General features: G+C 66.4%; 24 protein-coding genes. 17 read left to right on the forward strand and 7 right to left on the reverse strand.

Features of this window, described 5'->3' with window-relative positions; translation table 11 throughout:
• Nucleotides 1-125 precede the first annotated feature (125 nt).
• Nucleotides 126-1,049 (forward strand): oxygen-dependent coproporphyrinogen oxidase, encoded by a 924-nt coding sequence (gene hemF / locus SX243_09470; protein ID MDY7093187.1) that lies wholly within the window; start codon nt 126-128, stop codon nt 1,047-1,049.
• A 76-nt stretch (nt 1,050-1,125) separates the two neighbouring features.
• Here hemF and SX243_09475 read toward each other — a convergent pair whose 3' ends face one another.
• Nucleotides 1,126-1,569, reverse strand: coding sequence for a universal stress protein (locus tag SX243_09475; GenBank protein ID MDY7093188.1), 444 nt, complete (start codon nt 1,567-1,569; stop codon nt 1,126-1,128).
• Nucleotides 1,570-1,845: 276 nt separating this feature from the next.
• On the opposite strand from SX243_09475, the gene SX243_09480 reads away from it, so the two are divergent.
• From SX243_09480 to SX243_09505, 6 genes are all read left to right on the forward strand, one after another.
• Nucleotides 1,846-2,772, forward strand: a complete 927-nt coding sequence (locus SX243_09480) for a universal stress protein (GenBank protein ID MDY7093189.1) — start codon at nt 1,846-1,848, stop codon at nt 2,770-2,772.
• A 632-nt stretch (nt 2,773-3,404) separates the two neighbouring features.
• Nucleotides 3,405-4,514 (forward strand): quinolinate synthase NadA, encoded by a 1,110-nt coding sequence (nadA, locus tag SX243_09485; GenBank protein ID MDY7093190.1) that lies wholly within the window; start codon nt 3,405-3,407, stop codon nt 4,512-4,514.
• On the forward strand, nt 4,511-6,187 hold the full coding sequence (locus tag SX243_09490) for an L-aspartate oxidase (protein ID MDY7093191.1): 1,677 nt from the start codon (nt 4,511-4,513) through the stop codon (nt 6,185-6,187). The genes nadA and SX243_09490 overlap by 4 nt, the downstream gene beginning before the upstream one ends.
• Nucleotides 6,184-7,080: a carboxylating nicotinate-nucleotide diphosphorylase gene (nadC, locus tag SX243_09495; GenBank protein MDY7093192.1), complete on the forward strand. Its 897-nt coding sequence runs from the start codon at nt 6,184-6,186 to the stop codon at nt 7,078-7,080. The genes SX243_09490 and nadC overlap by 4 nt, the downstream gene beginning before the upstream one ends.
• Nucleotides 7,081-7,134: 54 nt before the next feature.
• Nucleotides 7,135-8,121 carry a lipoyl synthase gene (gene lipA / locus SX243_09500; protein ID MDY7093193.1) on the forward strand — a complete coding sequence of 329 codons (987 nt, stop codon included), beginning with the start codon at nt 7,135-7,137 and terminating at the stop codon, nt 8,119-8,121.
• Nucleotides 8,122-8,576: 455 nt separating this feature from the next.
• The gene (locus SX243_09505) at nt 8,577-10,424 is read left to right on the forward strand and encodes a HAMP domain-containing sensor histidine kinase (GenBank protein MDY7093194.1); all 1,848 of its coding nucleotides are present in this window, start codon (nt 8,577-8,579) and stop codon (nt 10,422-10,424) included.
• A gap of 38 nt (nt 10,425-10,462) precedes the next feature.
• Here the strand turns inward: SX243_09505 and SX243_09510 are convergent, their stop codons facing one another.
• Both SX243_09510 and SX243_09515 read right to left on the reverse strand, forming a co-directional pair.
• A complete protein-coding gene (locus SX243_09510; GenBank protein MDY7093195.1) occupies nt 10,463-11,239 on the reverse strand; it encodes a hypothetical protein in 777 nt (258 codons plus the stop codon).
• A gap of 5 nt (nt 11,240-11,244) precedes the next feature.
• Nucleotides 11,245-12,714 (reverse strand): AMP-binding protein, encoded by a 1,470-nt coding sequence (locus SX243_09515; GenBank protein MDY7093196.1) that lies wholly within the window; start codon nt 12,712-12,714, stop codon nt 11,245-11,247.
• Between the two features lie 170 nt (nt 12,715-12,884).
• Between SX243_09515 and SX243_09520 the strand changes: the two genes are divergently transcribed.
• The 6 genes from SX243_09520 (at nt 12,885) to SX243_09545 (ending at nt 18,900) form a co-directional block, all read left to right on the forward strand.
• Complete coding sequence (locus SX243_09520; GenBank protein MDY7093197.1) at nt 12,885-13,277, forward strand: Fur family transcriptional regulator; 393 nt, start codon at nt 12,885-12,887, stop codon at nt 13,275-13,277.
• A gap of 45 nt (nt 13,278-13,322) precedes the next feature.
• The gene (gene katG, locus SX243_09525) at nt 13,323-15,521 is read left to right on the forward strand and encodes a catalase/peroxidase HPI (GenBank protein MDY7093198.1); all 2,199 of its coding nucleotides are present in this window, start codon (nt 13,323-13,325) and stop codon (nt 15,519-15,521) included.
• A gap of 260 nt (nt 15,522-15,781) precedes the next feature.
• Nucleotides 15,782-17,473 carry a S8 family serine peptidase gene (locus tag SX243_09530; GenBank protein MDY7093199.1) on the forward strand — a complete coding sequence of 564 codons (1,692 nt, stop codon included), beginning with the start codon at nt 15,782-15,784 and terminating at the stop codon, nt 17,471-17,473.
• 119 nt (nt 17,474-17,592) lie between these two features.
• Complete coding sequence (locus tag SX243_09535; GenBank protein MDY7093200.1) at nt 17,593-17,730, forward strand: hypothetical protein; 138 nt, start codon at nt 17,593-17,595, stop codon at nt 17,728-17,730.
• Between the two features lie 48 nt (nt 17,731-17,778).
• Nucleotides 17,779-18,486, forward strand: coding sequence for a hypothetical protein (locus SX243_09540; GenBank protein MDY7093201.1), 708 nt, complete (start codon nt 17,779-17,781; stop codon nt 18,484-18,486).
• Between the two features lie 48 nt (nt 18,487-18,534).
• The gene (locus SX243_09545) at nt 18,535-18,900 is read left to right on the forward strand and encodes a VOC family protein (protein MDY7093202.1); all 366 of its coding nucleotides are present in this window, start codon (nt 18,535-18,537) and stop codon (nt 18,898-18,900) included.
• 214 nt (nt 18,901-19,114) lie between these two features.
• Here SX243_09545 and SX243_09550 read toward each other — a convergent pair whose 3' ends face one another.
• The gene (locus SX243_09550) at nt 19,115-19,480 is read right to left on the reverse strand and encodes a hypothetical protein (GenBank protein ID MDY7093203.1); all 366 of its coding nucleotides are present in this window, start codon (nt 19,478-19,480) and stop codon (nt 19,115-19,117) included.
• Between the two features lie 107 nt (nt 19,481-19,587).
• Here SX243_09550 and SX243_09555 point away from each other — a divergent pair, with 107 nt between their 5' ends.
• The 4 genes from SX243_09555 (at nt 19,588) to SX243_09570 (ending at nt 22,761) form a co-directional block, all read left to right on the forward strand.
• Nucleotides 19,588-21,084 (forward strand): pyridoxal-dependent decarboxylase, encoded by a 1,497-nt coding sequence (locus tag SX243_09555; protein ID MDY7093204.1) that lies wholly within the window; start codon nt 19,588-19,590, stop codon nt 21,082-21,084.
• A gap of 104 nt (nt 21,085-21,188) precedes the next feature.
• The gene (locus SX243_09560) at nt 21,189-21,926 is read left to right on the forward strand and encodes a hypothetical protein (protein ID MDY7093205.1); all 738 of its coding nucleotides are present in this window, start codon (nt 21,189-21,191) and stop codon (nt 21,924-21,926) included.
• A gap of 185 nt (nt 21,927-22,111) precedes the next feature.
• The gene (locus SX243_09565) at nt 22,112-22,342 is read left to right on the forward strand and encodes an addiction module protein (protein ID MDY7093206.1); all 231 of its coding nucleotides are present in this window, start codon (nt 22,112-22,114) and stop codon (nt 22,340-22,342) included.
• A 197-nt stretch (nt 22,343-22,539) separates the two neighbouring features.
• A complete protein-coding gene (locus SX243_09570; GenBank protein ID MDY7093207.1) occupies nt 22,540-22,761 on the forward strand; it encodes a hypothetical protein in 222 nt (73 codons plus the stop codon).
• 456 nt (nt 22,762-23,217) lie between these two features.
• Here the strand turns inward: SX243_09570 and menB are convergent, their stop codons facing one another.
• From menB to SX243_09585, 3 genes are all read right to left on the reverse strand, one after another.
• A complete protein-coding gene (gene menB / locus SX243_09575) occupies nt 23,218-24,057 on the reverse strand; it encodes a 1,4-dihydroxy-2-naphthoyl-CoA synthase (protein MDY7093208.1) in 840 nt (279 codons plus the stop codon).
• Nucleotides 24,058-24,197: 140 nt separating this feature from the next.
• Nucleotides 24,198-25,058, reverse strand: coding sequence for an alpha/beta fold hydrolase (locus SX243_09580; protein MDY7093209.1), 861 nt, complete (start codon nt 25,056-25,058; stop codon nt 24,198-24,200).
• Nucleotides 25,055-25,481 (reverse strand): thiamine pyrophosphate-dependent enzyme (locus SX243_09585; protein MDY7093210.1); only part of this gene is annotated, 427 nt, incomplete at its 5' end. The genes SX243_09580 and SX243_09585, both read right to left, overlap by 4 nt.

Consider the following 25,481-nt stretch of genomic DNA (forward strand, 5'->3'; position numbering starts at 1 on the left):
CCGGCGCCGCGGCCAGCGGCGACGGGACGAGCTATGGCATCGTAACATTTTTTGACGATGGCACGGGCACCGAGATCGCTCCCGCCCCTCACCTTTCGTCGTCTGACACGCTAGAATGCGGCGCCATGGTAAACGAAAGTGACATCAAAGGTGTAGAGGCTTATCTCCGCGGTCTTCAGGATCGCATCTGTTCCGCCCTGGAAGGGCTCGACGGCGAGGCCACGTTTCGCCAGGACGAGTGGACCCGCCGAGAGGGGGGAGGGGGCCGCAGCCGGGTGCTCTCCGGCGGTGCGGTGTTCGAAAAGGCGGGGGTTGGATACTCCGACGTCCACGGCCCCGGAATGCCGGCGGCGGCCACCGAGCAGCGGCCCCAGCTGGCCGGCCGCAGTTTCCGTGCCATGGGGGTTTCGCTGGTCATCCACCCGCTCAACCCCTACGTCCCCACCAGCCACGCCAACGTCCGCTTCTTCATCGCGGAGAAGGAGGGGGAGGATCCGGTGTGGTGGTTCGGCGGCGGTTTCGACCTGACGCCCTACTATCCCTTCCTGGAGGATGCGGTGCACTGGCACACCCAGGCGGAGGAGGCTTGCCGGCCCTTCGGCAACGACGTCTATCCGCGCTTCAAGGAATGGTGTGACGATTATTTCTACCTGCCCCATCGGCAGGAGACCCGGGGCATCGGCGGACTTTTCTTCGATGACCTCAACGTCTGGGGCTTCGAGCGCTGCTTCGCCTTCCAGCGCAGCGTCGGCGACCACTACCTGTCCGCCTACCTACCCATCGTCGAGCGCCGCAAAGACACTCCCTACGGCGAGCGGGAGCGGGACTTCCAGCTCTACCGCCGGGGCCGCTACGCCGAGTTCAACCTGATCTACGACCGCGGCACCCTCTTCGGCCTGCAGTCCGGCGGACGCACCGAGTCCATCCTCATGTCGCTGCCGCCGCTGGCGGCCTGGCGCTATGACTGGCGTCCCGAGGCCGGCTCGCCGGAGGAAGAGCTCTACCGCGATTACCTCCGGCCCCGGGACTGGCTGGCGGCGGTTTCCTGACCCGCTCTCTCGGCCGGTTGGCCTGAAGTGCTGGTCTTACGGGCCGCTGGCCTGATGGGCGTTTCGCCGAGACTTCTCAGTCGTCGCTCGAGCGCACCGAAATCACCGGGCACTGCGCATTGTGCAGCACCTTCTGGGTCGTGCTGCCGAAGATCATCTGACCCACCGAGCCGAATCCGCGGGTGGCCATGACGATGAAGTCGGCGCCCACCTCGTCGGCACAGGCGACGATCTCCGCCGCCGGGTTGCCAATGCGCAGGATCGCCTCCACGGGCTTGTCCCCCAGGAGCTTCGCCGCCAGCTTGTCGAGGGATTCGCGGGCGAGATCCTCGTGGCGTTGCCGGATGTCTTTGCGCTGTTGCTCGGTGGTCATGCCCAGCGGCGGCATGCGGTCTTCCGCCACGTAGATCAGCTTGAGGTCGGCATCCAGGGCTTCGGCAAGGTCGGCGGCGGCGAGGACGCCGGCGCTGGCGGCCTCGGAGAAGTCGGTGGTTGCAAGCACGGTATTGTATTTCGACACGAGATCCCCTTCCATGGCAGCCTGCGCGGGCACTGCGCTCCGAATCGGCCGCGTGAGTTTCCTAGCTTCGGAGGTCGAGGCGCGGGCCGGAGCCCGAATCCTCCCCCCTTCTAATGTATCGGTCCCCGGGGAGCTGGTCCAGAGGCCGCGGCTGCGATAAAAAGGGGGTAGGAAGATCGCCGTGTCGGCGATGCAATGCCGGCGCTCCCAACGACCGCCGGGGCTCTGAGGAGCCGCGAGACCGATCCCGCGGCCTCCACTCTGCGAGGTGAGATCATGACGACTATCCAGAAGATTCTCTTTCCTACCGACTTTTCCCGTTGCGCCGATCAGGCTCTCAGCCACGCCGCCTTCCTGGCGCGCCGCTTCGGTGCGGAGCTCCACCTGCTCCACGCCGTCGTGCTCCACGGCGACGATCCGGCCAACCCGATCTACGAGTTCCCGGACCCCGACGAGCTATACCGTCTGGCGGAGGAGGCGGCGAAGCAGCGCCTCGAAGGCTTGTTGCCGGAGGTCGGTAGCGAGCTCAAGATCCATCGCGCTCACCGCCGGGGCATCGCGCCGGCGGCGGTGATCCTCGAATACGCTTCGGAGGTGGGGGTCGACCTCATCATCGTCGGCACCCACGGTCGCCGCGGCCTCGGCAGATTGGTGCTCGGCAGCGTCGCCGAAGAGGTGGTGCGCCTGGCTTCCTGCCCGGTGATGACCCTGCGGGAGCAGGAGGATCCCCGGCCCGTGGAGGCGCTGGAGCGGATCCTGGTGCCGGTGGACTTCTCCGATCCTTCCAAGCGTGCCCTGGATTCGGCGGTGGAGCTGGCGCGGGTCTACGATTCCCACCTGCAGCTGCTGCACGTGGTCCAGCCCATGGCCTACCCGCAGGTCTATTTCCCCGGCAGCACCTCCGCCGTCACCGCCGACTACGCGGCCATCACCCGCTACTCCCAGGAGGGGTTGGACGAGCTGGCGGCGGAGTATCCCCAGCTCAAGGGACGCATCTCCACCCACGTGCTGGAGGGGTACCCCGCCACCACCATCAGCGATTTCGCCAAGGACCACGACAGCGACCTCGTGGTCATCTCCACCCACGGCCACACCGGTCTGGCTCACCTGCTCCTGGGCAGCGTGGCGGAGAAGGTGGTGCGCCTGGCGGAGATGCCGGTCTTCGTGGTCAAGGCCTTCGAGGGGGGAGAAGAGGAGTCGTAGGGCTCCTGCGAGCTACTGCGCGAGTAGGAAGAGCTGCGTTTGCGGCACCCCCGCCCGGGGATCAATCCCCGGGCTAAGTAGGCACCGCCGGATGAATCCGGCTCCCTGAGGACCATCCTGCCCATCTTCGGTTCCGGAGCCGGCGGAGCCGGCGGTATTTGAGTAGCCCGGGGTTTTTATCCCCGGGCGGAGGTGGGGGAGGCTCCAGCGTTGCCTGCATGGATCCCAGGGCCCAACAACTCCCTTCGTCATTCCCGCGGACGCGGGAATCCACGCGGTGGTGAGTAGTGAGCGTTGCCGGCTTCGAGCTGTCGTTGCTGGCCAGTCTGCCCATCTAGGCGGCGCGGTCTCCCCAGAAAGGCGTGGACTCCCGCGTTCGCGGGAGTGACGGGGTGGGTCGAGGGAGTGTTGGAGCCAGCAGGAGACGGCGTCGACCAGGTGGTGAAGCCTCGGTCACTGCTTGCCTGCGCCGAAGTCCCGGTGACCGCCCCGCCACATTTCCGTGACGCTCCCTTGACAGCACTAATGCTCATCTGTAGCATTACTCCCGTAGGCCAGTTGCGGCCTGCTTTTTTAGCGCCTTATTATGCTCAACTTGAGTATAAGTGATTCCGAGCAGCAAGGAGGCCTCCATGCCCACTGCCCCCAATTCTGACTTCTCGAGCCCCGCGCTCTCCTCTGCGGAGCTTTCCTATACGCCGGAGGTGGCCGCCGCGACGGCGCCCATCTACGAGCGCGTCCGCGACGTCATCCCCGAGCTCGAGTGGCCGGTGCACGCGCCCTACGTCGAAGCCATCAACCGCCTCAAGGCCGAGCGCAACGCCATCATCCTGGCCCACAACTATCAGACGCCGGAGATCTTCCACGGCGTCGCCGACCTCACCGGCGACTCCCTGGCTTTGGCGCGCATGGCGGTGGAGGCGGAGGCGGACACCATCGTGCTCTGCGGCGTCCACTTCATGGCCGAGACCGCCAAGCTGCTCAATCCCAGCAAGAAGGTCTTGATTCCGGACCTCGAGGCCGGCTGCTCGCTGGCGTCGTCCATCACCGGCGCCGACGTCCGCCTGCTCAAGGAGCGTTATCCCGGCGTGCCGGTGGTGACCTACGTCAATACCTCCGCTGACGTCAAAGCCGAGACCGACGTCTGCTGCACCTCCGCCAACGCCGTGGAGGTGGTGGAGTCCCTGGGGGTGGATCGGGTGATCTTCCTGCCGGACGAGTACCTCGGCCACCACGTGGCACAGCAGACCGATGTCGAGCTGATCCTCTGGCACGGTCACTGCGAGGTCCACGAGCGTTTCACCGGCGAGCAGCTGCGGGCTTTCCGCGCCCAATACGATGATCTTCAGATCCTCGCTCACCCCGAGTGTCCCCAGGACGTGCTGAAGGAGGCCGACTTCGTCGGTTCCACTTCGGGCATGATCCAGGCGGTGGGGGAGCGCCAGCCCAAGCGGGTGGTGATGATCACCGAGTGCTCCATGAGCGACAACGTTTCCGTGGAGCATCCCAAGGTGGAGTTCATCCGCCCCTGCAATCTCTGCCCGCATATGAAGCGCATCACCCTGCCGAAGATTCTCGACAGCCTGCTTCACGGCCGCTACGAGGTGGAGGTGGCCCCGGAGGTGGCGCAGCGCGCTCGCCGGGCGGTGGAGAGGATGCTCGAGGTCGGACGGGGCAAAGACGCCAGCGTTCCCGTTGCCTCTCAGGCCTCCCAGGCCTCCCCGGCCGCGGTGGCCGGATGAGCTCCTCCGGGAAGTCTGCCTCCTGGCAGCGCATCCACGACCTCGACCTGGTGGTGGTGGGGGGCGGTGTCGCCGGTCTCTCGGCGGCGCTGGGGTGCCCCGGCCGCCGGGTGGGGCTGCTCAGCAAGCAGCCGGTGAGCTGTGAGGACGGTCGTCAAGGGGGTGGGGAAGGGTGCAGAGCTGCCGTTTCTGGAGCGGGAGGCTCCAGCGTCTGGGCCCAGGGAGGCATCGCCGCGGCCCTGTCGGGGCAGGATTCCCCCTCCCTCCACGCCGCCGACACCCTGACGGCGGCGGCGGGACTTGCCTGGGAAGAAGCGGTCACGGTGCTCACCACCGAGGGTCCGGCACGGCTGGCGGAGCTGCTGGAGCTGGGCGCTGACTTCGACCGTGGCGCGGACGGCGAGCTGGCCCTGGGACACGAGGCGGCCCACAGCCGCCGCCGCATTCTCCACGCCCACGGCGACGCCACCGGTGCCGAGGTGGTGCGGGCGCTGTTGGAGGCGGTGCGGCGGCACTCCAAGGTCCAGCTCTTCGGCGAGACCACCGCCGACGATCTGTGGGTGGAGGATGGCCGGGTGGCGGGAGTCTTGGCCCACGATGCTCACGGCCATCGGGTGCTCTTCCGGGCGCCGGCGGTGGTGCTGGCCACCGGCGGTCTCGGCGCCCTCTACCGTTGGACCACCAACCCGCCGGAGGTCACCGGCGACGGCCTGGCCCTGGCGGCCCGCGCCGGCGCTCGGCTGGCGGATCTGGAGATGGTGCAATTCCACCCCACGGCCCTGGCGGTGGACAGCGATCCCCTGCCGCTGCTCACCGAAGCCCTGCGCGGCGAAGGGGCGATTCTGGTCGACGACACCGGCGAACGCTTCCTCCTCGCCGAGCACCCCGACGCCGAGCTGGCTCCTCGGGACATCGTCGCCCGCGCCATCCACCGGCGCCGGGCGGCAGGCCACCAAGTCTTTCTCGACGCCCGGGAGGCGGTGGGGGAGGCCTTTCCGGAGCGGTTCCCCACGGTCTTCGCTCTCTGCCAGCGCCACGGCCTCGACCCCCGCACTGAGCTGCTGCCGGTGACCCCCGCCAGCCATTTCCACATGGGGGGCATTGCCACCGACCTTGCCGGCCGTTCTTCCCTCGACGGTCTCTGGGCCTGCGGTGAGGTCGCCTGCACCGGCGTTCACGGCGCCAATCGTCTGGCCAGCAACTCCCTCCTCGAGGGCCTGGTTTTCGGCGCCCGGGTGGGGGCCGACATCGAGCGCTCCCTGGCCGAGGGGGGCGAGCGGCCCCAGGGGCTGCCCCAACCACCGGACATCGGTGAGGCGGACTCGCCGCCGGTGCGGGCGAGCATTACGGCGGTGCGCCGTTGGCTTTGGCAGGAAGTGGGCTTGGTGCGCGACGAAGACGGGCTGCGGGGATTCCTGGACGAGCTCGACCGCCTCTCCTGGCGGCTCCCGGAGGCCGGTCCTTTGACCAATGCGGTGACCGTGGCGCGGCTCCTCACCACCGCCGCGCTGTTGCGGCGGGAGAGCCGCGGCGGCCACTACCGCAGCGACTATCCCGAATCCGATCCCCAGCAGCGCCGCCGCCGCTTCCTCGAGCTCCGCGGCCGCGCCTGTCGGCCCGCTCTGCCCTGGCCCGCCCGCTCCCTGACCCCGGCGGCGGAGGCCCAGCGATGAAGATTCGCACGATGAGCCTTCCCGCGGAGCCGGGCAGTCCCGTCCTCTACCCGCTGCTCTACGAAGACACGGTGCGCCGGGCGCTGCAGGAGGATCTGGGCCGCGCCGGCGATCTCACCAGCGACGCGGTGATCCCGCCCTCGGCCACCGCTCGGGCGCTGCTGGTGGCCCGCCGTGCCGGTATCATCGCCGGTCTGGAGGTGGCGGGGTCGGCCTTTCGGCTCCTCGATGCCGGCATCCTCTTCCGCCCGCAGGTGGCGGACGGTGACGCCGTGGACGCCGGGACGGTGCTGGCGGAGGTCGCCGGCTCCGCTCGTTCGCTGCTCTCGGCGGAACGCACCGCCCTCAACTTCCTCGGCCACCTTTCCGGCATCGCCACCACCACCCGCGGCATCGTCGACGCCGTCGCCGGCACCGGCGCCCGGGTGGCGTGCACCCGCAAAACCACCCCCGGCCTGCGCGCTCTGGAAAAGCACGCCGTGCGCTGCGGCGGCGGTGCCAACCACCGTTTCGGTCTCGACGACGCGGTGATGATCAAAGACAACCATCGCCTGTTGGCGGGCAGTCTCGAGCAGGCGGTGGAGCAGGTACGCCGGCGGGTGGGGCACCTGGTGAAGATCGAGGTGGAGGTGGACACCCTGGAGCAGCTGGACCGCGCCCTGGCGCTGGCGGTGGACGTGGTGCTGCTGGACAATATGAGCCCGGAGCTGTTGCGTCAGGCGGTCGCCCGCATCCGCGATGCCGGCAGCGGCGTGATCAGCGAAGCCTCCGGCGGCATCACCCCCGAAACCGCCGCCGCCATCGCCGCCACCGGCGTCGATCTGCTCTCTGTGGGCTGGATCACCCACAGTGCTCCCAGTCTTGATGTGGCGCTGGACGTGGACGTGGAGTAGCGGACAAGTAGGCATTCCTGGCACTCATCCCACAGCTTCGTTAGACTCCAACTCATGAGCCAGAACCTCGTCCAAATCGGCGCTTCCACCTCCTCCCAACCCGCTCCCGACGCAGTTCAGAAGAAGCGTCAGGGCCGGCCGGAGTGGTTGCGCATCAAGCTCGCCACTCCTGCGCGGTATCACCAGGTCAAGAAGCTGGTGCAGGACCTCAAGCTCAACACCGTGTGCGAAGAGGCCCGCTGCCCCAACATTTACGAATGCTGGGGCCAGCACGGCACCGCCACCTTCATGATCCTCGGCGAGATCTGCACCCGCCGCTGCGGCTTCTGCGCCGTGACCTCCGGCCGCCCCAACAAGGGCGTCGACGCCGACGAGCCGGAACACGTGGCGGAGGCGGTAGAGGTCATGGGCCTGCAGCACGCGGTGATCACCTCCGTCGACCGGGACGACCTCCCGGACGGCGGCGCCGAGCACTTCCGCCAGGTCATCGAGGCCATCCACCGCCGCAACCCGGACACCGCGGTGGAAATCCTCACCCCCGACTTCCGCGGCGTCGACGATGCCCTGGACGTCGTTCTCAGCGCTCGCCCGGAGGTCTTCTCCCACAACATGGAGACGGTCCCCCGCATGTACCGCAAGGCGCGCCCCGGCAGCCGCTACCAGCGCAGCCTCGACCTCCTCGCCGACGCCGCCCGGCGCCGCGAGGCTGGCGAGTACGAGGGCCGGGTGAAGACCGGCATCATGGTGGGCATCGGCGAGACCCCCGACGAGGTGCGCGAAACCCTCCGCGACATCCACGCCGCCGGCGTCGAGGTGATGACCATCGGCCAATACCTCCAGCCGACCCAAAAGCACCTACCGGTGGACCGCTGGGTGACTCCGGAAGAGTTCGCCGAGTACAAGCGCTACGCCTTCGAGCTAGGTTTCGCCTACTGCGAGTCCGGCCCCCTCGTCCGGAGCTCCTACCACGCCCACGAGCACGTGCCGGAGAACCACCACCCGTCGAAGCGGGCGGCGGTGGGTGAGGTGGTGCAGGGCTGACCCTCTCTCAACCTTTTTTGAAGCCAACACCAGCTCCGGAATCCGCCGGAACTCCGATCATTCGCCGGGCGCAGGATTTCCTCCTGTGCCCGTTTTTGTTGGGACTTGATGAAGTCGGGCCAGCCTTGCCGCTTGCTCATGGAGCCGCGGATCTGAGGCGCCGCAGGGAATTGGACCCAGCCCGAATTCGAGCCTTCGCGGGTCTTTGAACTGGTATAAAATCGCTTCACGGGTGTCTTATTTTCGGAACTTTTCGGGACCCTGAACGGTCCGGGCCGGGAGAACTGCGGGGCGGTGTAGCGGCGGAAGCCGGAGTCTGGGCCGGTGCGGTCCCTCCGGGTTGTACACCGGCCCTGCTCGGCCGAGCGTTGAGGTGCCGATAGTTCCTTGTATTGGATGGGCCTACCTACCGGATGCGCGGTGCGGTCAGGTTCCTAGGAGCAGAAGGGATTTCGGTGAACATACGGCCGCAGCCCGGTTCCGAGCAGTCGCCTTGGAGCTGGATTCTCTCTGATCGGACTTTTCAGCTGGTGGCGGTGCTCGTTCTCCTCGACGTCGTCATCTCCCTGTCCGGCGTCCTCTCGGACGACGTCCTCTGGTTCCTCAACAGCCTTCTCTATTCCATTCACACCGGCTGGACGATGCTGGTGATTCGCTACAGCTTATGGCGACAGCCGGGACCGGACCAGGAGTTCTGGAACCTGGTGAGCCTCGCCTTTCTCTGCTGGTGGATCGTTCCGTCGGTGGAGCTAGTTTTCCCGTGGTTCTTTCAATCCGCCCTCGGCTGGCCCGCCTACGACGCCTTGATGCTGCTGTTCTACTTTCTCTTGATCTCGGCCGTCGAGCTGCGGCCCGATTGGGGTGGCCGGAGCGACCCCGAGTACCGGCTCGAGCTCTTGGGTTCGGGGATCTTCCTCTTCGCCATGCTGGCCTATTTCACCGTCATCCCGGCGGTCTACTCTCAGCCGTCGGAGGGTCTGCGGTTCTGGCTCTCCTCGCCGCTCTACGTGATCATGGACCTCTACTTGGTCGTCCGCCTGTTGTGGGTGCGGCGGGGAGCCGGGGGCACGCGTTGGGCCCCGATCTACACCTGCATGATCGTGGCAGCGGTGCTCTGGGCGCTGACCGACAGCTACGACATTCTCACTACCTTCCCTTACCTGCCCCTGGATGCCGAGTTCGGGCCCCAATGGCTCTTTCTCTGGCGCCTGGCGATTCCGGCGTTCATCGTTTCCGTGCGGTTTCGCGGGTATTCTCCGAGGCAACCCCCGGCACCGGCTCATCCCTGGGACCGGCATCATCGAAGCCTGATCAGCCGTCTCCTGGTCCTGGCCCTGCTGCTCCCCATCATCCACCTCATCGTTCAGTTCACCACTCCCTCGGCGGAGGAGGGCCTGCGCCATGCGCGGGAGCTCGTGGCCACCGTGGGATTGCTGGCCCTGCTGGGTATGGCGCTGCATCAGTATCGCCGGCTGGCGGACCACAACCGGGCTTTGCTCACCGAGCAGGTGCGGATCTCCGAGCAGCTGAAGCTCGCCGAGCGAGATCTACGCCGATTCCTCTTCAGTTTCTCCCACGACCTACGCTCGCCCCTGGTCAACCTGCGGGGGTTCGCCGGCGAGCTGCGCCTCGCCACCGATTCCCTGGTGCAGCTGCTGCAGGGCTCCAAGGTGCAGCTGGCGGAGGCCCAGAGTTTGCTCGAGGACGATATCCACGAGGCCGTGGAGATGATCGACTCGTCCAGCGAGCAGATGGATCGCTACGTGACGGCGCTGCTCCAGCTCGCCCGCGCGGGGCACCGCGAATTCGTCACCGAGACGGTGGATCTGGAGACCATCTGTGCTCAAGCTCTGGCGGATCTGAAATTCGAGATCCAGCGGCGGGAGGTCCAGGTCAGCGTCGGCTCTCTACCGACGGCGGCGGTGGATCGTCTGGCGATGACCCAAATCTTCGCCAATCTGCTGACCAACGCCGTGCAATACCTGGATCCCGACCGCCCGGGGCGGATCCAGATCACTGGCGAGACCTCTGCCGGCAAGGTCAAGCTCCGAATCTGCGACAACGGCCGAGGAATTCCCGCCCACGAGCTGTCGGAGATCTTTCTACCTTTCCGCCGCGGCGGTAACCACAAAGCTCCCGGGGAAGGGATCGGGCTCGCTCACGTCCGCCTGCTGGTGCGTCGTCTCGGTGGACGTATCCACTGCGAGAGCACGGAGGGAGTGGGCAGCTGCTTCGAGGTGTTGTTGCCCAGCGGAGAAAGCGATCCGCCGGAATCCGGCAACGAGCGCCCCAGCCGCGCCTGAACCGGATTCCGGCCGCCGGGCTTACCCCGCCGCCGGGCTTACCCCGCAGCACAGGGCCCGTCGTTGGCTTTCACCACCTGCGCCTTGAGCCGCTCACAGTCGTTGGTGTAGGTGATCTGGTCGCAGCCGCAGACGGGGTCGAGGACGGCGGGGCAGACGTCGGGGATGGTGGTGCAGACGCCGGCGGCGTCGCTGACGTTGCAGCCTTGGTTGAAGTCGCAGACCTGGCCGGCGGGGCAGGGGATGCCGACGATGGTGCCGCACATCTTCTCCGGGTCGACGGGCAGGGCTTTGACGTCGGCGTAGCCGTAGAGGTGGCCGGGGGGGTTGTAGACGGTGCGCTGTTGGCGGGTGGCGAGGTGGGTGACGTCGAGCCAGAATTCCAGGTCCGTCATTGAGCCCAGGAAGACCCAGTAGGCACCGTTCACCGCCGTGCCGTCGAGGGTCTTGACCAGCACTTCGACGTTGTCCTGCTGGAAGAACCAGAAATAGCCAGTGCGCTCGCCGAGCTTGTGCACCCGGCCCGTGCCTTCCTCGCCGGTGCGCTGGTTGTGCCAGCGCAGGGTCGCTGACAGGCGGCCGTCGAGGAGGCAGAGGGTTTCCTCGTCCGCCTGGCACAGACCGGTGTCGTCGTCCATGGCGCCGGGGTCTTCCATCGGCACGGGGAAGCTGGTCCACGGCTGGGTGAGGGGGGTGGTGGGTTGGGCGAGGGCCGGAGAAGCCGAGGCGAGGCTGAGGAGAAGCCCCAGGCTGAGAAGCGTACTCAGAACCATGCCGGCTCCGAGAGTGTTGATCCAATGCTTGTGCTCTTTCATCGTTGCTACCTCCCTGGATGTTGGAACAGCATAGCACTCGCTTCCCGGTCCACCTTGCCGTTGGACCCCAGGGGCAGCGCGTCGACCCATAGGATCCGCCGCGGCCGTTCGTAGGCGGCGAGTTCGCGGCGGAGGTAGGCGTCCAGCTCCTGCTCTTGTTTCCCCGCCGGCGGCCCATCCGGCCCTGACACCAACAACGCAGCCACCACCTGACCCCACTCTTCGTCCTCCAGCCCCACCACGCAGGCACTGCGCACCGACGGATGCGCTTCCAGCACTCCCTCCACCGCCTGCGGTGAGACGTTTTCCCCGCCGCTGACGATCAAGTCCCCCCGCCGCCCCAGGGGGTGGAGGTTGCCGTGGTCGTCGAGGCGCCCGAGATCTCCGGTGGCCAGCCAGCCGTCGGCGCTGATGGGGAAGGGATGGGAGCCTTCCGGAAAGTAGTCGCTGAAGAGCGTCGCTCCCCGCACCTGGATCTCCCCGTCTACGATCCGCACTGTGATTCCAGGCAAGGGAGGCATCCCCGCCAAGGGTGGGGCGGCTCCGGCCTGGGGATCCCCGGTCCCGGCGGGGGAGCGGGTGGCGACCTGGGAGCAGGCTTCGGTGAGGCCGTAGGTGGGGAGGACCGGAATCCCCCGCTGCGCCGCCGCTGCGAGCAAGGCGGGCGGGGCGGGCGCTCCCCCTAGCAGAATGGCCCGCAGATGCTCCGGCGGTCGCCAGGGCGGGTCGAGGTCGAGGAGGCGGCGGAGCATGGTGGGCACCAGCGAGGCGAGGGTGACGCCGCTGTCCTCGACGGTGTCGGTGAAGGCCCGCGGGGAGAAGCCCCCGGCGTCCTGTGGATCTTCGAGCACCATCGTCTTCCGGGCGGCGAGGCAGCGGGTGATCACCGACAGCCCGCCTACGTGGGCCGTGGGCAGATTGAGCAACCACCGGTCATCCTCCCGCCAGCCTAGATTCGCCGCGCTGGCCTCCGCCGAGGCCAGGAACGCCCGCCGGCTCAGCAGCACTCCCTTCCGCTGGCCGCTGCTACCGGAGGTGTGGATGAGGGCGAGGGGGCGCTCGGGATCCTGCTCGGGGTAGGGGAGAGGGAGCTCTTCGTCAAGGCTCGGCTTAGACCCTGCCGCCTCACTCCAGCCCGGTTCACTCCAGCCCGCCTCGAAAATCGCCGCCGGCCGCACCACTGTCAGCACCCGACTCCGCACCTCCGCCGGCCACCGGGGATGCAGGGGCACCGCCACCGCCCCGATCTCTGCGAGGGCACAGGTGGCGATCACCGCCTCGAGGGAGGCGTCACCGGTGAAGGCGACCCAAGGCTGCTGCCCTGTCCCGGCAACCCCCTGCTCCTCGAGGCGTTCGATGACATCCGCCACCGCTCGCGCTAGCCGTTGCCAGGTCCAGCTCTCCTCGCCCTGCACCATGGCGAGGGCTTCGGGGGCTTGGCGGGCGGCGGTGAGGATGGAGAAGGGGTTGGTCACTCGGTGGCATCCTGGTGCGGCGGTGGATTTTCGGACGGTCGACTGCTCTGCCGACGGTGTCGACACCCTATTGAAACACCCAGCCCTTGCCAAGACTCTCCCAAGAGGTATAATTGCTCCGTACCTGGAAGACCATGAATACTAGACAAAGTCTAAACACAGAAGCCATCTTGGATTGCCTGCGGGAGCACGGCATCCAGCCGTCGGCCCAGCGGGTCGCGGTGGCGGATTTCGTGCTGCAGACCGACGAGCATCCCTCGGCGGAGCGCGTGTTGTCGGAAGTCCAGGAGGGCTTTCCGATGATCTCCCGCGCCACCGTCTACAACACGCTCCACCTCTTCGTCGAGCGGGGCCTGTTGCGGGAGGTGAAGCTCCTGGGTGGGTCGAGCGTCGTCTACGACCCCAACACCGACAAGCACCATCACCTGATCGACGATGAGACCGGAGAGATCCACGACATCCCTTGGGAGGCCGTGGACGTGGATCGGGTGGGCGAGCTCGAAGGGTACGAGGTGCGGGAATACCAGGTGGTCTTCAAAGGGAAACGCCAAACTAGCCGTTGAACCGCGACCGGAAGGTCGCAGAAAACTCCGAGGAGAAGAGAAAATATGAGCGCTGACCAAGCCGCAGCCGTGGGCAAATGTCCCGTCATGCACGCGCCGGCCAAGGGCCGCACCAACAAAGACTGGTGGCCGGATCGGCTCGATCTGAGCATCCTGCACCAGGGGCCGCTGCAGGCCAACCCCATGAAGCCGGGCTTCGACTACGCCGCGGAGTTCCAGAAGCTCGATTATCAGGCGCTGAAGAAGGATCTCCACGCGCTGATGACCGACTCCCAGGAGTGGTGGCCCGCCGATTGGGGACACTACGGACCGTTCTTCATCCGCATGGCCTGGCATAGCGCCGGCACCTACCGCACCGCCGACGGCCGCGGCGGTGGCTCGTCCGGGGCCCAGCGCTTCGCGCCCCTCAACAGCTGGCCCGACAACGTCAACCTGGACAAGGCCCGGCGCCTGCTCTGGCCGATCAAGAAGAAGTACGGCAAGCAGATTTCCTGGGCCGACCTCATGCTCCTCACCGGCAACGTCGCCCTGGAGTCCATGGGTCTGAAGACCTTCGGATTCGGCGGCGGCCGCGAGGACGTCTACGAGCCGCTGACGGACATCTACTGGGGCACCGAGGAAGAGTGGCTGGGGGACAAGCGCTACTCCGGTGACCGCGATCTGCAGAACCCCCTCGCCGCGGTGCAGATGGGCCTGATCTACGTCAACCCGGAAGGCCCCAACGGCAAGCCCGATCCCGTCGCCGCCGCCAAGGACATCCGCGAGACCTTCGCCCGCATGGCGATGAACGACGAGGAGACCGTGGCCCTCATCGCCGGTGGTCATACCTTCGGCAAGTGCCACGGTGCCGCCGACCCCAACCAATACGTGGGTGCGGAGCCGGAGGGCGCTGATGTCTTCAGCCAGGGCTTCGGTTGGGCCAACACCTTCGAGAGCGGCAAGGGTGGTCACACCATCACCAGCGGCCTGGAGGGAGCCTGGACGCCCCATCCGACCCAGTGGGACAACGGCTACTTCGACATGCTCTTCCGCTACGAGTGGGAGCTCACCAAGAGCCCCGCCGGTGCCTTCCAGTGGACTCCGAAGGACGTCAAGGACGAGGATCTGGTGCCGGACGCCCACGATCCCAACAAGAAGAATCCGCCGATGATGGCGACCACGGATCTGGCCCTGCGCATGGATCCCATCTACGAGAAGATCTCGCGGCACTACCACGAGAATCTGGCCGAGCTGGCGGACGCTTTCGCCCGCGCCTGGTTCAAGCTGCTGCACCGCGACATGGGCCCGAAGGTCCGCTACCTGGGCCCGGAAGTTCCGGGCGAGGACCTGGTCTGGCAGGATCCGGTGCCGCCGGTGGATCACGAGCTGGTGGACGCTGGCGACATCGCTGATCTGAAGGCCAAGATTCTCGACTCCGGGCTGTCCACCTCGGCGCTGGTCTCCACCGCCTGGGCTTCGGCCTCGACCTTCCGTGGCTCCGACAAGCGCGGCGGCGCCAACGGCGCCCGCATCCGCCTCGAGCCGCAGCGCAGCTGGGCGGTGAACGATCCCGAGCAGCTGTCCTCGGTGCTGAGCAAGCTGGAGGAGATCCAGGCTCAGTTCAACGATGCCCAGAGTGGTGGCAAGAAGGTTTCCCTCGCCGACCTCATCGTCCTCGGCGGTTGCGCCGCGGTGGAGAAGGCGGCCAAGGATGCCGGCCACGACATCGAGGTGCCGTTCACCGCCGGCCGCACCGACGCCACCGAGGAGATGACCGACGCCGAGTCCTTCGAGCCCCTGGAGCCGGAGGCGGACGGCTTCCGAAACTTCCTCAAGGCCGAGTATGCGGTGCCGACGGAGCGGCTGCTGGTGGACCGCTCGCAGCTCCTGGGCCTGAGCGCCCCGGAGATGACGGTCCTGGTGGGTGGCCTGCGAGTGCTGGGGGCCAACACCGACGGCTCCCCTCACGGCGTGTTCACGGACCGTCCCGGCGCGTTGACCAACGACTTCTTCGTCAATGTGCTCGACATGGGGACCGAGTGGCACCCGACCTCGGATTCCAACCAGGTCTTCGAGGGCAAGGATCGCGACAGCGGTGACCTCAAGTGGACCGCCACCCGGGTCGACCTGGTCTTCGGGTCGCACTCCGAGCTGCGGGCGATCTCCGAGGTCTACGGCGCCGACGACGCCCAGGACACCTTCGTCCAGGACTTCGTCGCCGCCTGGAACAAGGTGATGATGGCGGACCGCTTCGAGCTCGCCTGATCTCTGATCCCAGACGATAGCTAGCAAGCGGCGCGGCCGGGGCTTTCCCCGCCGCGCCGTTTTCTTTGGTGCCGGAAGCGATGGACTTGGGGATCGGTTGCGGTCTGAAGTAACCTAGAACTAGCACTCTATGGACAGCGATCTACCGTGGCGGTTCGGTCTTTCCGTGGCTGGACTCCGCCCGGGAAAGGAAGGAAACGATGGTGGGGATGACCGGTTGGAGCAGACGACGGCAGAGGACTTCTTGCTCGAAAGGAACCGTGGGAGTCTCCTTTCTGTGGCTCGTGGTGATCGCGACCGTGCTCTTCGCGCCGAAGGCGCCGGCCCTCGACAGCGTGCGGGTGGAGACCCGGACGGACGAAGCGGTGGAGGCCTTCCGCGTCAGTGGGAAAGGGGTCACCGTGGTGATTCTCGACCGGGGCATCGATTGGGAGCATCCCGACTTCCTCGACGACGCCGGAGCCACGCGCATCAAATGGATGTTGGATCACAGCGGCTTCAACCTGTGCAACGCCGGCAATCCGCCGCCGGTGGAGTACACCGAGGCGCAGATCAACAGCGCTCTCAGCGGCGGTCCCTCGCTGGCCATGCGGGACGCCGTGGGCCACGGTACCGCCACCGCCGGCACCGCGGCGGGCAACGGCCGAGGCCTGATGGATCGCCGCTATCGGGGCATCGCACCGGAAGCCGACCTGATCGTCGTCAAGCTGACCTCCGAAGGTGCTCCGGCCCACGACGGGGAGCCCGCTGAGGCTTTCTTCCAGGGCTGCATCGACGACGCCCTGGACTGGGTGGACGAGAAGATCGACCTGCTCGGCCAGCCGGCGGTGGCGATCATCAACAGCGGCACCCAGTGGGGCCCCATGGACGGCACCTCGGCGGTGAGCCGGAAGATCGACGAGATCTTCGGCGAGGACACCCCGGGCCGGGTGATGGTGATGCCCTCCGGCGACGAGGGCAGCCTGCCCAATCACGCCGGCGCGGACTACGATTCCATGGGCAGCACCGTCATCGGGATCTCCCGGGCGAGCACGAGCTTCTCGGTGATGAGCGCCTGGTACACCGGCAGCCAGCCGGCGGAGGTCACCGTGACCTTCGACGACGGCACCACCGTCGGCCCGGTGGCCCCAGGCACCAGCACTTCCGCTAGCGGCATCACCATCATCAACTACACCCCGGGCACCGAGTTCTATCCCTGGACGTCCACCAGCGGCGACGGTGCTCTGTGGATCGGGGTGACCGGTCACGCCACCACCGGAACCTTCGAGATTCGCGGCCTGAACCCCGGCACCGGCCACGTCGATCTCTATGGAGACGTCGTCGGCCCCAATCTGACTCCCATCACCTCGATGACCGACCACCTCGTTCCCGGCCGGCTCAACGACTACGCCACGACCCAATCGGCGGTGGTGGCGGGCAACCACGTGATCCGCACCGAATGGGTGGACATCGACGGCATTCCGCGCTCCCTCACCGGCGAGGGGGATGTCGGGGAGCTGTGGCTCAAATCCTCCGACGGGCCGACCCGCGACGGCCGTACCCACGGTGTCGATCTGTCGGCTCCGGGCCAAAATATGTTCGCGCCGGTCGGGCCGAACTCCTATTGGTCGACCTTCCGAGGCAATCTGCCTCTCGGCAGTGGAGGCCTCTACATCCGATTCGGCGGCACCAGCGGCTCCGCACCCCTCGTGGTCGGTGCCACGGCCCTCCTGCTGGAGGTCGATCCCACCCTCACCGCCAACGACGTCCGCCAGATCCTCCGCGACACCGCCGTCGCCGACGCCGACACCGGCGCTGTTCCCAACGCGGCCTGGGGCTTTGGCAAGCTCGATGTCTACGAGGCGGTGCGCAGCGTAGCGGAGATCTTCGCCGACGGCTTCGAAGGCGGCGGCACCGGCAGCTGGTCGCGAGTGGTAGGGGATGTGGGAGGGGGTGGGGCTCCGCCTTCATGAAGAAGTCCGCAGACAGTTCGAACGGCACGGTCTCCTCGACCAGTTCCGAGAGCTCCAGCGCACCCTCTGAGCTTTTCGATCTGGAGCGGGATGTCCCGACCACCGAAGAAGACATCCAGATGCTCCGGAAGCTCCATCGGCAGCCGGGGGAGAATCTCCTGCCCTACATCGATGAGCTGTTGAATCCGCAGCAGTTTGAGAACATCCAGCCCCGCCGGACGACTTCGGAGGGGTGGGAGCCGTTCGAGCTCGATTGAGGCGTGGCTGCAGGTCCCCGGTCTCGGGTGCCCGGCCGCGGAGGGACCATGACGACAACACTCGAGGAGCTCTGGCGAGAGAGAGCGGACGCCCCCCGATGGGCCGCCGCTTGCCTGGCCGCAGTGGCGGCGACCCTCGCTCTGGTCGCCTTGGGAAGCGAGGCCTACGAGTCGGTGCTAGGGATGGCTCGCCCGGTGGCGCCGGTTGTGGCCGTCGTGGGGCTCGGCTTCGGTGGCTGGCTGGTATTGGCCCGGCGGTCCTGGATCCCAGCTTCCACCGAGGGGCCCGCGGGGTATCGAGCAGCGGTGCTGATCGGCCTGGCGCTGCCCCTCCCCGTCATCGGGGTGGATTGCCTCGGAGGTTTCGGCCCAGGAATCAACGCGCCAGCCCCAGACGCCCTTCTCTTCTACCCATCCATCGCAGTGGTCGCCGAATCCGTCTTCCACATCGCACCCCTCGCCGCAGCGGCTACGCTAGCCTTCTTCGTTCGCCGTGCCGGACGCTCCTTGGAGCTCTGTGGTCTCGTTGCGGCGGTCGCCATCGAACCGATCCTTCAGGTCGTGTGGGGTGCAGAAGCATCGCCCGGCTGGGCCAACGCCTATGTGGGCGTGCATCTGCTGGCCTTCAACCTCATCGCGGTGGTCTTGCTCCGGCGCTTCGGCATCCTCCGAGCGCTAGTCTTCCGCCTCTCGTATTATTTCGTCTGGCATATCTTGTGGGGATTCTTGCGCCTGGAGCTTCTGTTCTCGGGGTGAGGTCTCGACCCCAGCTTACAGCGGCCTCTCAAACCTGAAAGGAACGAAGTGGCTTCCATCCAGAGCGTGCACCCGGTCATCATGTCGTCCGATGTTGGCAAGACGTTGGATTTCCTGTCGCAACTCGGCTTCACAGTGGAGTTCAGGGACAACCTCACCGACACGAAGTATGCGGGGGTAACCCGTGACTCGGTGGAACTCCATATTCAATGGAACGATCTGTCGGGCATTCCGCCGATGGCAGATCGGCCGACGCTCAGGTTTGTGGTCGATAGTGTCGACGACATGGTCGAGGAGCTGGAGAGCGAGGGATTCTCCGGCATCGAACCCTTCGCCACCCCATGGGGCACCTACGAATTCCACCTGCAGGACCATGATCGGAATGGGTACCAATTCTATGTCGATCGGTCCTGAGAGGATCCGGAGTCAGGGCTGACCAGGCGCTGTCGACGCAAGGGCGTCGGCTGCGTCGAGCCCCCGTAGTCAGCGCCCGAGATCGACCTGTCCGTTGTCCACAGTTGAGTGCAGTGGAGCGGATGTCTCGGAAGGCGATGAACCCCATCCGCCTGCCGGTTGACCGACTGCCGTACAAGCCAAAAGCACCCGAATCGCTCTCCGAGGGGGCTCCTCAGGGGATCCAGCAGTTCAGCCGGCCGAGGCAGAGCTCAGTGCAGGTATAGCAGTCCGGGCCCGAGCACTGGCTGAAGGCCTCCCAGCACTGGCTGCAAAACGATGCGGTCCAGAAGGCCGCGGGGCACGAGAAGCCTTCGGTGGTGGTGGTCGGGATGACGCTCGTCGGCAAGACGCTCGCCAGTTCGAACGGGACGTCAACCGACGCGATGGCGCCGGTGTCGCACGCGCTGGTGTTGGCGGAGGCGAGAGTCGGAACGGCGAGCAGGAGGGCCAGACAAAGGGTGAAGCGGAAGGTTCGAGACATGCGTTTCTCCTTGCAGGTCGGCTTTCGAATGGCCAGGGGAATCACGGCGAGTCCCATGTATAGGCCTCTTGAATATTAAAACTATTCGAATACTATCAAAAAATATGTAGCTGGGCCAGGCTTTCTTGCGCGGCGGTCGAAGGGAGCGTGTCAGCTGTCGGTATATGATCAAGAAGATCAGTATTTTGACGGTGTTTGAGCGGCAGTCGCAGAGGCAGATTGTGGCGGATGTCGTTCAGACTCTGTTGGGCAGCTTCTCTATGATCAACTCCGACCGCCAAGATCTACCCGCCTTGCTGGCCAAGGCCCAAGCTGAGGCTCTCCGCTTCCTCGACGGTCTCGATACCCATCCGGTCGCCCACGACGTGCCGTTGATCGATCCGCTGGGACTTCCCGAGGTTGGGGTCGGGGCTGATGCTGCGCTCGACATCCTCCGCGAGCGGTACGGGCCGTGGTGGAGTGGGAGTCCCGGGCCTCGGTACTTTGGGTTCGTCACCGGCGGCGCTACCCCGGCCGCTCTGGTCGGCGATTGGCTGGCCTCAGCCTACGACCAGAACCTCTCCGACGCAGGGGAGTCCGGCGCGCGCCAGCTCGCCCTCGATGCACTGGGAATGGTTCGGAGCCTTCTGGGGCTTCCCGACACGTTTCAAGGTGCGTTCGTCACCGGCGCCACCGCCTCGTCCACCGTGGCGCTCGCGGCGGCCCGGCAGTGGGTCGGCCGCGAGCGCGGCACCGACGTGACCACCGACGGGGTTCACGCCCTCGGCCCCGTCGTGGTCCTCAGTGGGACCGCCCACTCGAGCATTTCCAAAGCGCTCTCCATCGTGGGCCTCGGGCGATCGGCGCTGCAGGCCGTCCCAGTGCTTCCGGAGCGCGAGGCGGTCGACGTCTCCGCCCTCGGAGACGCTCTCGCCGAGGTCGAGGCGAATGGGTCAGGCCCGGCCATCGTCGTCGCCAACTCAGGGACGGTCAACACCTGCGACTTCGACGATCTCCAAGCCATCGCGTCGCTTCGTGACCAGTATCGGTTCTGGCTCCACGTGGACGGTGCGTTTGGGGCTGTAGCCGCGGCCTCGCCGAGGTACCGCGCGCTTCTCGATGGGCTCGAGGGCGCAGACTCCATCACGGTGGATGCCCACAAGTGGCTCAACGTCCCCTACGACTGCGGCGTCGTGCTCACACAGCACCTCGAGCTCCAAGGTGCGGCGTTCCAGAGCGCCGGGGCATACCTCCCGCCGGAGGTTGCGCCCGACACGTTCTTGCACCTCACGCCGGAAAACAGCCAGCGTCTGCGGGCGCTATCGGTCTGGATGACCCTCGCGGCTTACGGATCCGACGGATATTCCCGCATGGTCGAACGGTGCTGTGACCTCGCGGCACAGTTGGGCAAGCGGATCGAGTCGTCCGACGCGTTCCGACTCCTGGCTCCGGTCCGTCTCAACGGCGTCTGCTTCACACTCTCTGGTGAACCGAGCACCGCCGCCGTAGGGGCGTTCTTGACTCGCCTGCGAGAGAGCGGCGCGGCGTTCCTTACGGGTACGACCTACCGGGGCGTTCCAGCTGCTCGTGTGTCGATCACGAACTGGCGGACGGAGGAGGCCGATCTGGAAGCGACGTGGACTGCGATGCTGCAAGCGGCCCAGGACTCCGGAGATGGCTAGCTCACCGCTAGGGATTTAGCCGTCTGCTGGCGCCAGCATCCCCCATGACCGAACACCCGGCTCTTAGAGCACTCTTCCGCAGCCTCCTTGCAGCCACCCTCGCGATGCTCGTTGGCCCTGCCGCCGCAGAAACGGAGCTGATCGAGCCACCCGACCCCACCGAGCAGAGCCGTCGCGTCCACGTGGTGGAAAGAGGGGAAAGCCTGTCGGAAATCGCTTCCGCTTACTACGGCTCGAAGGACGACTTCCGGCTGATCCAGTGGGCCAACCGATTGCTGGACGAGAATCACATCACCACTGGCGAGGAGCTGACGATTCCGTCAGCGTCCTTCTTCCTAGAGCCACACGGCCTGAAACCTTTCTCGGCGTCGCTCTTCCACCGACTTCATTCCAAGACCGGAGAGCTCTTTGTTGGGCTCTACACGTGCGAAACTGCGGACGATTTTCCGAGGGGGGAGTGCCCGTTGAGCGCTCGCGGCTTCGTGGTCACGCGCCTCGGCAGGGATGGTCAGAATGACTTGGTCTTTGATCGAGCGAGCTTCCTGGCAGCGCCGGAGGCCGCGGGAGAGCTGGGAGAGTTCGAGTTCATCGATCTCGATGGGGACGGTGACGTGGACATTCTGGGGGAATGGTCGCAGGGGAGCGCCAACGTCACCACCCATGTCGCCTACCACTACCAGCAGGGTTCCTACACGGCCCATGGAATCCACTCAATATCTCTGGGAAGCTTCGAGACGCGACGAGGGCCGGATGGGGCCGTAGAGTTCGTCTACTACCCGCGGCTCGAAGACGAAGCGTTGGTGGTTCCCTGGAATCGGGGATCCGCAACGGAAGCCCCGTGATGAGGGCGGGTTTTCTTCGTGGGATCGATCTCTGGGTGCATGAATCGAGTCTGGGCCCACTTGGGCTTCCGGGACGTGAGCGCCCATGCGCAAGAATCGGTGCGAGGTTCGACTGTGCGTCCAGAGTGCCTTTGGGAGGCTGCGTGGTGGGTAGGAAGACGCGGTCTGTCTGGTAAATTCTTCCTATGAATCGAAAGGCAGAGACCGTCCTGAAGCAGGCGCTGACCCTCTCGGAAGCGGACCGGGCAGACATCGCTGGTGCCTTGTTGCAGAGCCTCGAACCCACAGCAGAGGCGGACATCGAAGCGACGTGGCGGGAAGAGGTTGCGGTGCGAGTCGCCGACCTGGACGCCGGCGAGGCGGAGACGATTCCGTGGAAGGTCTCTTCGAGACCGGCTCTTCGCGAGATTAGGTGAGCACAGGCCGGGTGAGCTACTTTCCGGCGGTGGGGCGGGGGTTGGAGAACGCGTTCGAATGGTACCTCCAGCGGAGCGGACAAGCAGCTGGAGCGTTTCTACGTGAGACCGAGCGGGCCGTTGCTTTCATTGCAGCTGCCCCCAGAGTCTGACTGTCGTTCTGGACGGTGCGGGACACGCTGGAATAGACTTCTTTCATGCGTATAACCACCGGAAGGGTAGTCGACGGCAGAATCGAAGTATCGGGCGAGTCGTTTGCAGAAGGCTCGACCGTCACAGTTCTGGCTCCGGAGAACGATGAGACCTTCACTCTCGGTCCCAACGAGGAGGCCGCTCTTCTCAGTGCTATGGCCGAGGGGGACAGGGGTGAGGTCGTTCCAGCTGAAGAGTTCTTTCGGGAGCTCGGACGGCGGGGTTGAAACGCCCACTGCCTGCGCGGTTCGTTCGCCGAGCGACCCGTCAGGTTCGCGAGGCTGCTCGGTGGTGGGCAGTGAATAGACCTGCTGCACCGGGCGCTGTAGAGGAGTCCGTGCGAACGGCAGTACAGCTCGTCTGCTCGAATCCAGGAGTTGGTGCAAGGGCTACCAATACGAGAATCCGTGGAGTGAGGAGAGTACACCTCAGCCGGATTCGCTACCATCTGTACTACCGGGTCTTGTCAGATCCGCGGTGTGTAGAAATTCTCGCGTTGTGGCATACGAGCAAAGGAACCAGTCCTGAGATCTAGCCTGATCTCCAGACCGCTGGATCGCGCTTCGGCGCTGGACAGCCGGCGCTGCTGGTGGTGGCAGATCGAAGCGGCCTTTCCGAGTCCTGATCCCCCCTCCAGCCAGACCTAGGCCCGACGGGGAGGAGGGATCAGCCCAGCACTTCCCTCAGGGAAACCGCTTGAACTTCTTGAAGTCCGGCTTCCGCTTCTCCAAGAACGCTTCCTTGCCCTCGCGGCCTTCTTCCGTCATATAGAAGAGGAGGGTGGTGTTGCCGGCTAGCTCTTGGAGGCCGGCTTGGCCGTCGCAGTCGGCGTTCATGGCGGCTTTGATGCAGCGCAGGGCCATGGGGCTGCGCTCGAGCATCTCGCGGCACCATTGGATGGTTTCCGCTTCGAGATTTTCTAGCGGTACCACGGTGTTGACCAGGCCCATGTCCAGGGCCTCCTGGGCGCTGTACTGGCGGCACAGGAACCAGATCTCCCGGGCCTTCTTCTGACCCACGATACGCGCCAGATAGGCGGAGCCGTAGCCGGCGTCGAAGCTGCCGACTTTGGGGCCGGTCTGGCCGAAGATGGCGTTGTCGGCGGCGATGGTGAGGTCGCAGACGAGGTGCAGGATGTGGCCGCCGCCGATGGCGTAGCCGGCGACCATGGCCACCACTGGCTTCGGCAGGGTGCGGATCTGGCGTTGCAGATCGAGGACGTTGAGTCGCGGGATGCCGTCGTCACCGACGTAACCGGCGGTGCCGCGGACGCGCTGGTCGCCGCCGGAACAGAACGCCAACGGGCCCTCGCCGGTGAGCACCACCACGCCCACCTCCGCGTCGTCGCGGGCGTCGATGAAGGCCTTGCTCATTTCTGTGACCGTCTGCGGACGGAACGCGTTGCGCACCTCCGGACGGTTGATGGTGATCTTGGCGATGCCTTCCGGCTCGCCGTCCACCATCGCCTTTTCATAACGGATATCTTCATAGTCGCCGGCGCTTTGCCAGGTCAATTCGCTCATGATGTCTTCCTTTATGACCTCGTGAGGATCAGTAGTTCTCGGTAGGGTCTCCGGCGCTCGTCGTTCCCAGAGGAACGGGCCGGAGAGGATTGGGACTCGACAAACAAAGCTTGAATCCACCGCGCGCTGGCGGCTGCCGATCAGCCATGGCGGCTTCCGGTGATCAGCCGGGCGATGGCCCGGGGGGCTTCCAGCACCGGGTTGTGGCCCGTGCCGGGGATGACGACCGCGGCGCCGCGGGGGAGGAGGTCTTCCATCTCGTGGGCCAGGGCGGTGAATTTGGTGTCCAGCTCGCCGGCCACCAGGGTCACCGGCACCTCCACTGTGGGCAGCAGCGGGCGATGGTCGGGCATGGCCCCGAGGCCTACCGCCCGCAGCGCCCGGGCCAGCTGCACCGGGTCCAGGTGCTGGCGGAAGGCGCGGAGGCTGGCGCGTTGCTCGGGAGTTTGGGTGGAGAAGTGGGGGAGGGCCTCCCAGGCGTTGAGGAAGGCTTCCAGGCCCTCGGTCTCCAGCAGCTGGGCCCAGGTCTCGTCCGCCTCCCGGCGGCGCCGACGGTCCTCCGCCGAGCTCAGCCCCGGATGGGTGCCGATGATCACCGCGCGGCGGAAGAGCTGCTGGTGGCGGGTGAGCAGGCCCAGGGCCAGCCGACCACCCTGGGAGTAGCCCACCAGGTCGATCTTGGCCTTCCTCCCTGGTCTCTGGTTCCTCAGGGGTTTCTGGCTTCCCTGGCGGGCCTTCGAGGGCTGGTCTCGATGCTCCCGAATCCACTCCGCCAAGCGATCCACCTCGTTGTTGAAGGAATCGGGGCCGGGCTGGGTGGACCCTTCAGGGGCCGGAGCGGGGGGAGCCGGGTAGTTGGGGGTGCCGTGGCCGCAGACCGTTGGGGTGAGGGCTCGCCGCGCCAGCTCGCGGGGCAGCTCGGCGAGGAGCGGCTGCCAGAAAACCGGCGAGCCGATGAATCCGTGGATCAAGACCAGCGGGCGTCCGCGGCGGGATCTCATGGGCGATCCCCTGGAGGCTTCTCCGAAGGGGTGAGCCGCCGGGCCAGTTCTTGTTGAAGAAGCCGGTGATCTTCCCGGGCGCCGCTGGCGGGGACCAGCGCTTCCACCACCGTGGCCCCGGGGTGAGCGAGGGCTTCCTGCAGGGCGGCGTCCAGCTGGTCGACGGTGGAGCAGCTGCGGTGGGGGATCTGGAAGGCGGCGCTGACCGCTGACGGTTGCCAATCCTGGGGCGTCAGCCAGTGGCCGAAGACTTGCGGCGTCACCGCGTCGGCGATGGGCAGCTGCTCGAAGATACGGCCGCCTTGGTTGTTGACCACCACGAGGACCAGCGGCCGGCGGAGGCGGGCGGCGGCGGCGAGACCGCCGACGTCGTGGAGGAAGCTGAGGTCCCCCAACAGCAGCGCGGCGGGGGTGGCCGGCGGC

It is taken from the genome of Acidobacteriota bacterium (genome assembly GCA_034211275.1).
Lineage (GTDB): Bacteria > Acidobacteriota > Thermoanaerobaculia > Multivoradales > JAHZIX01 > JAGQSE01.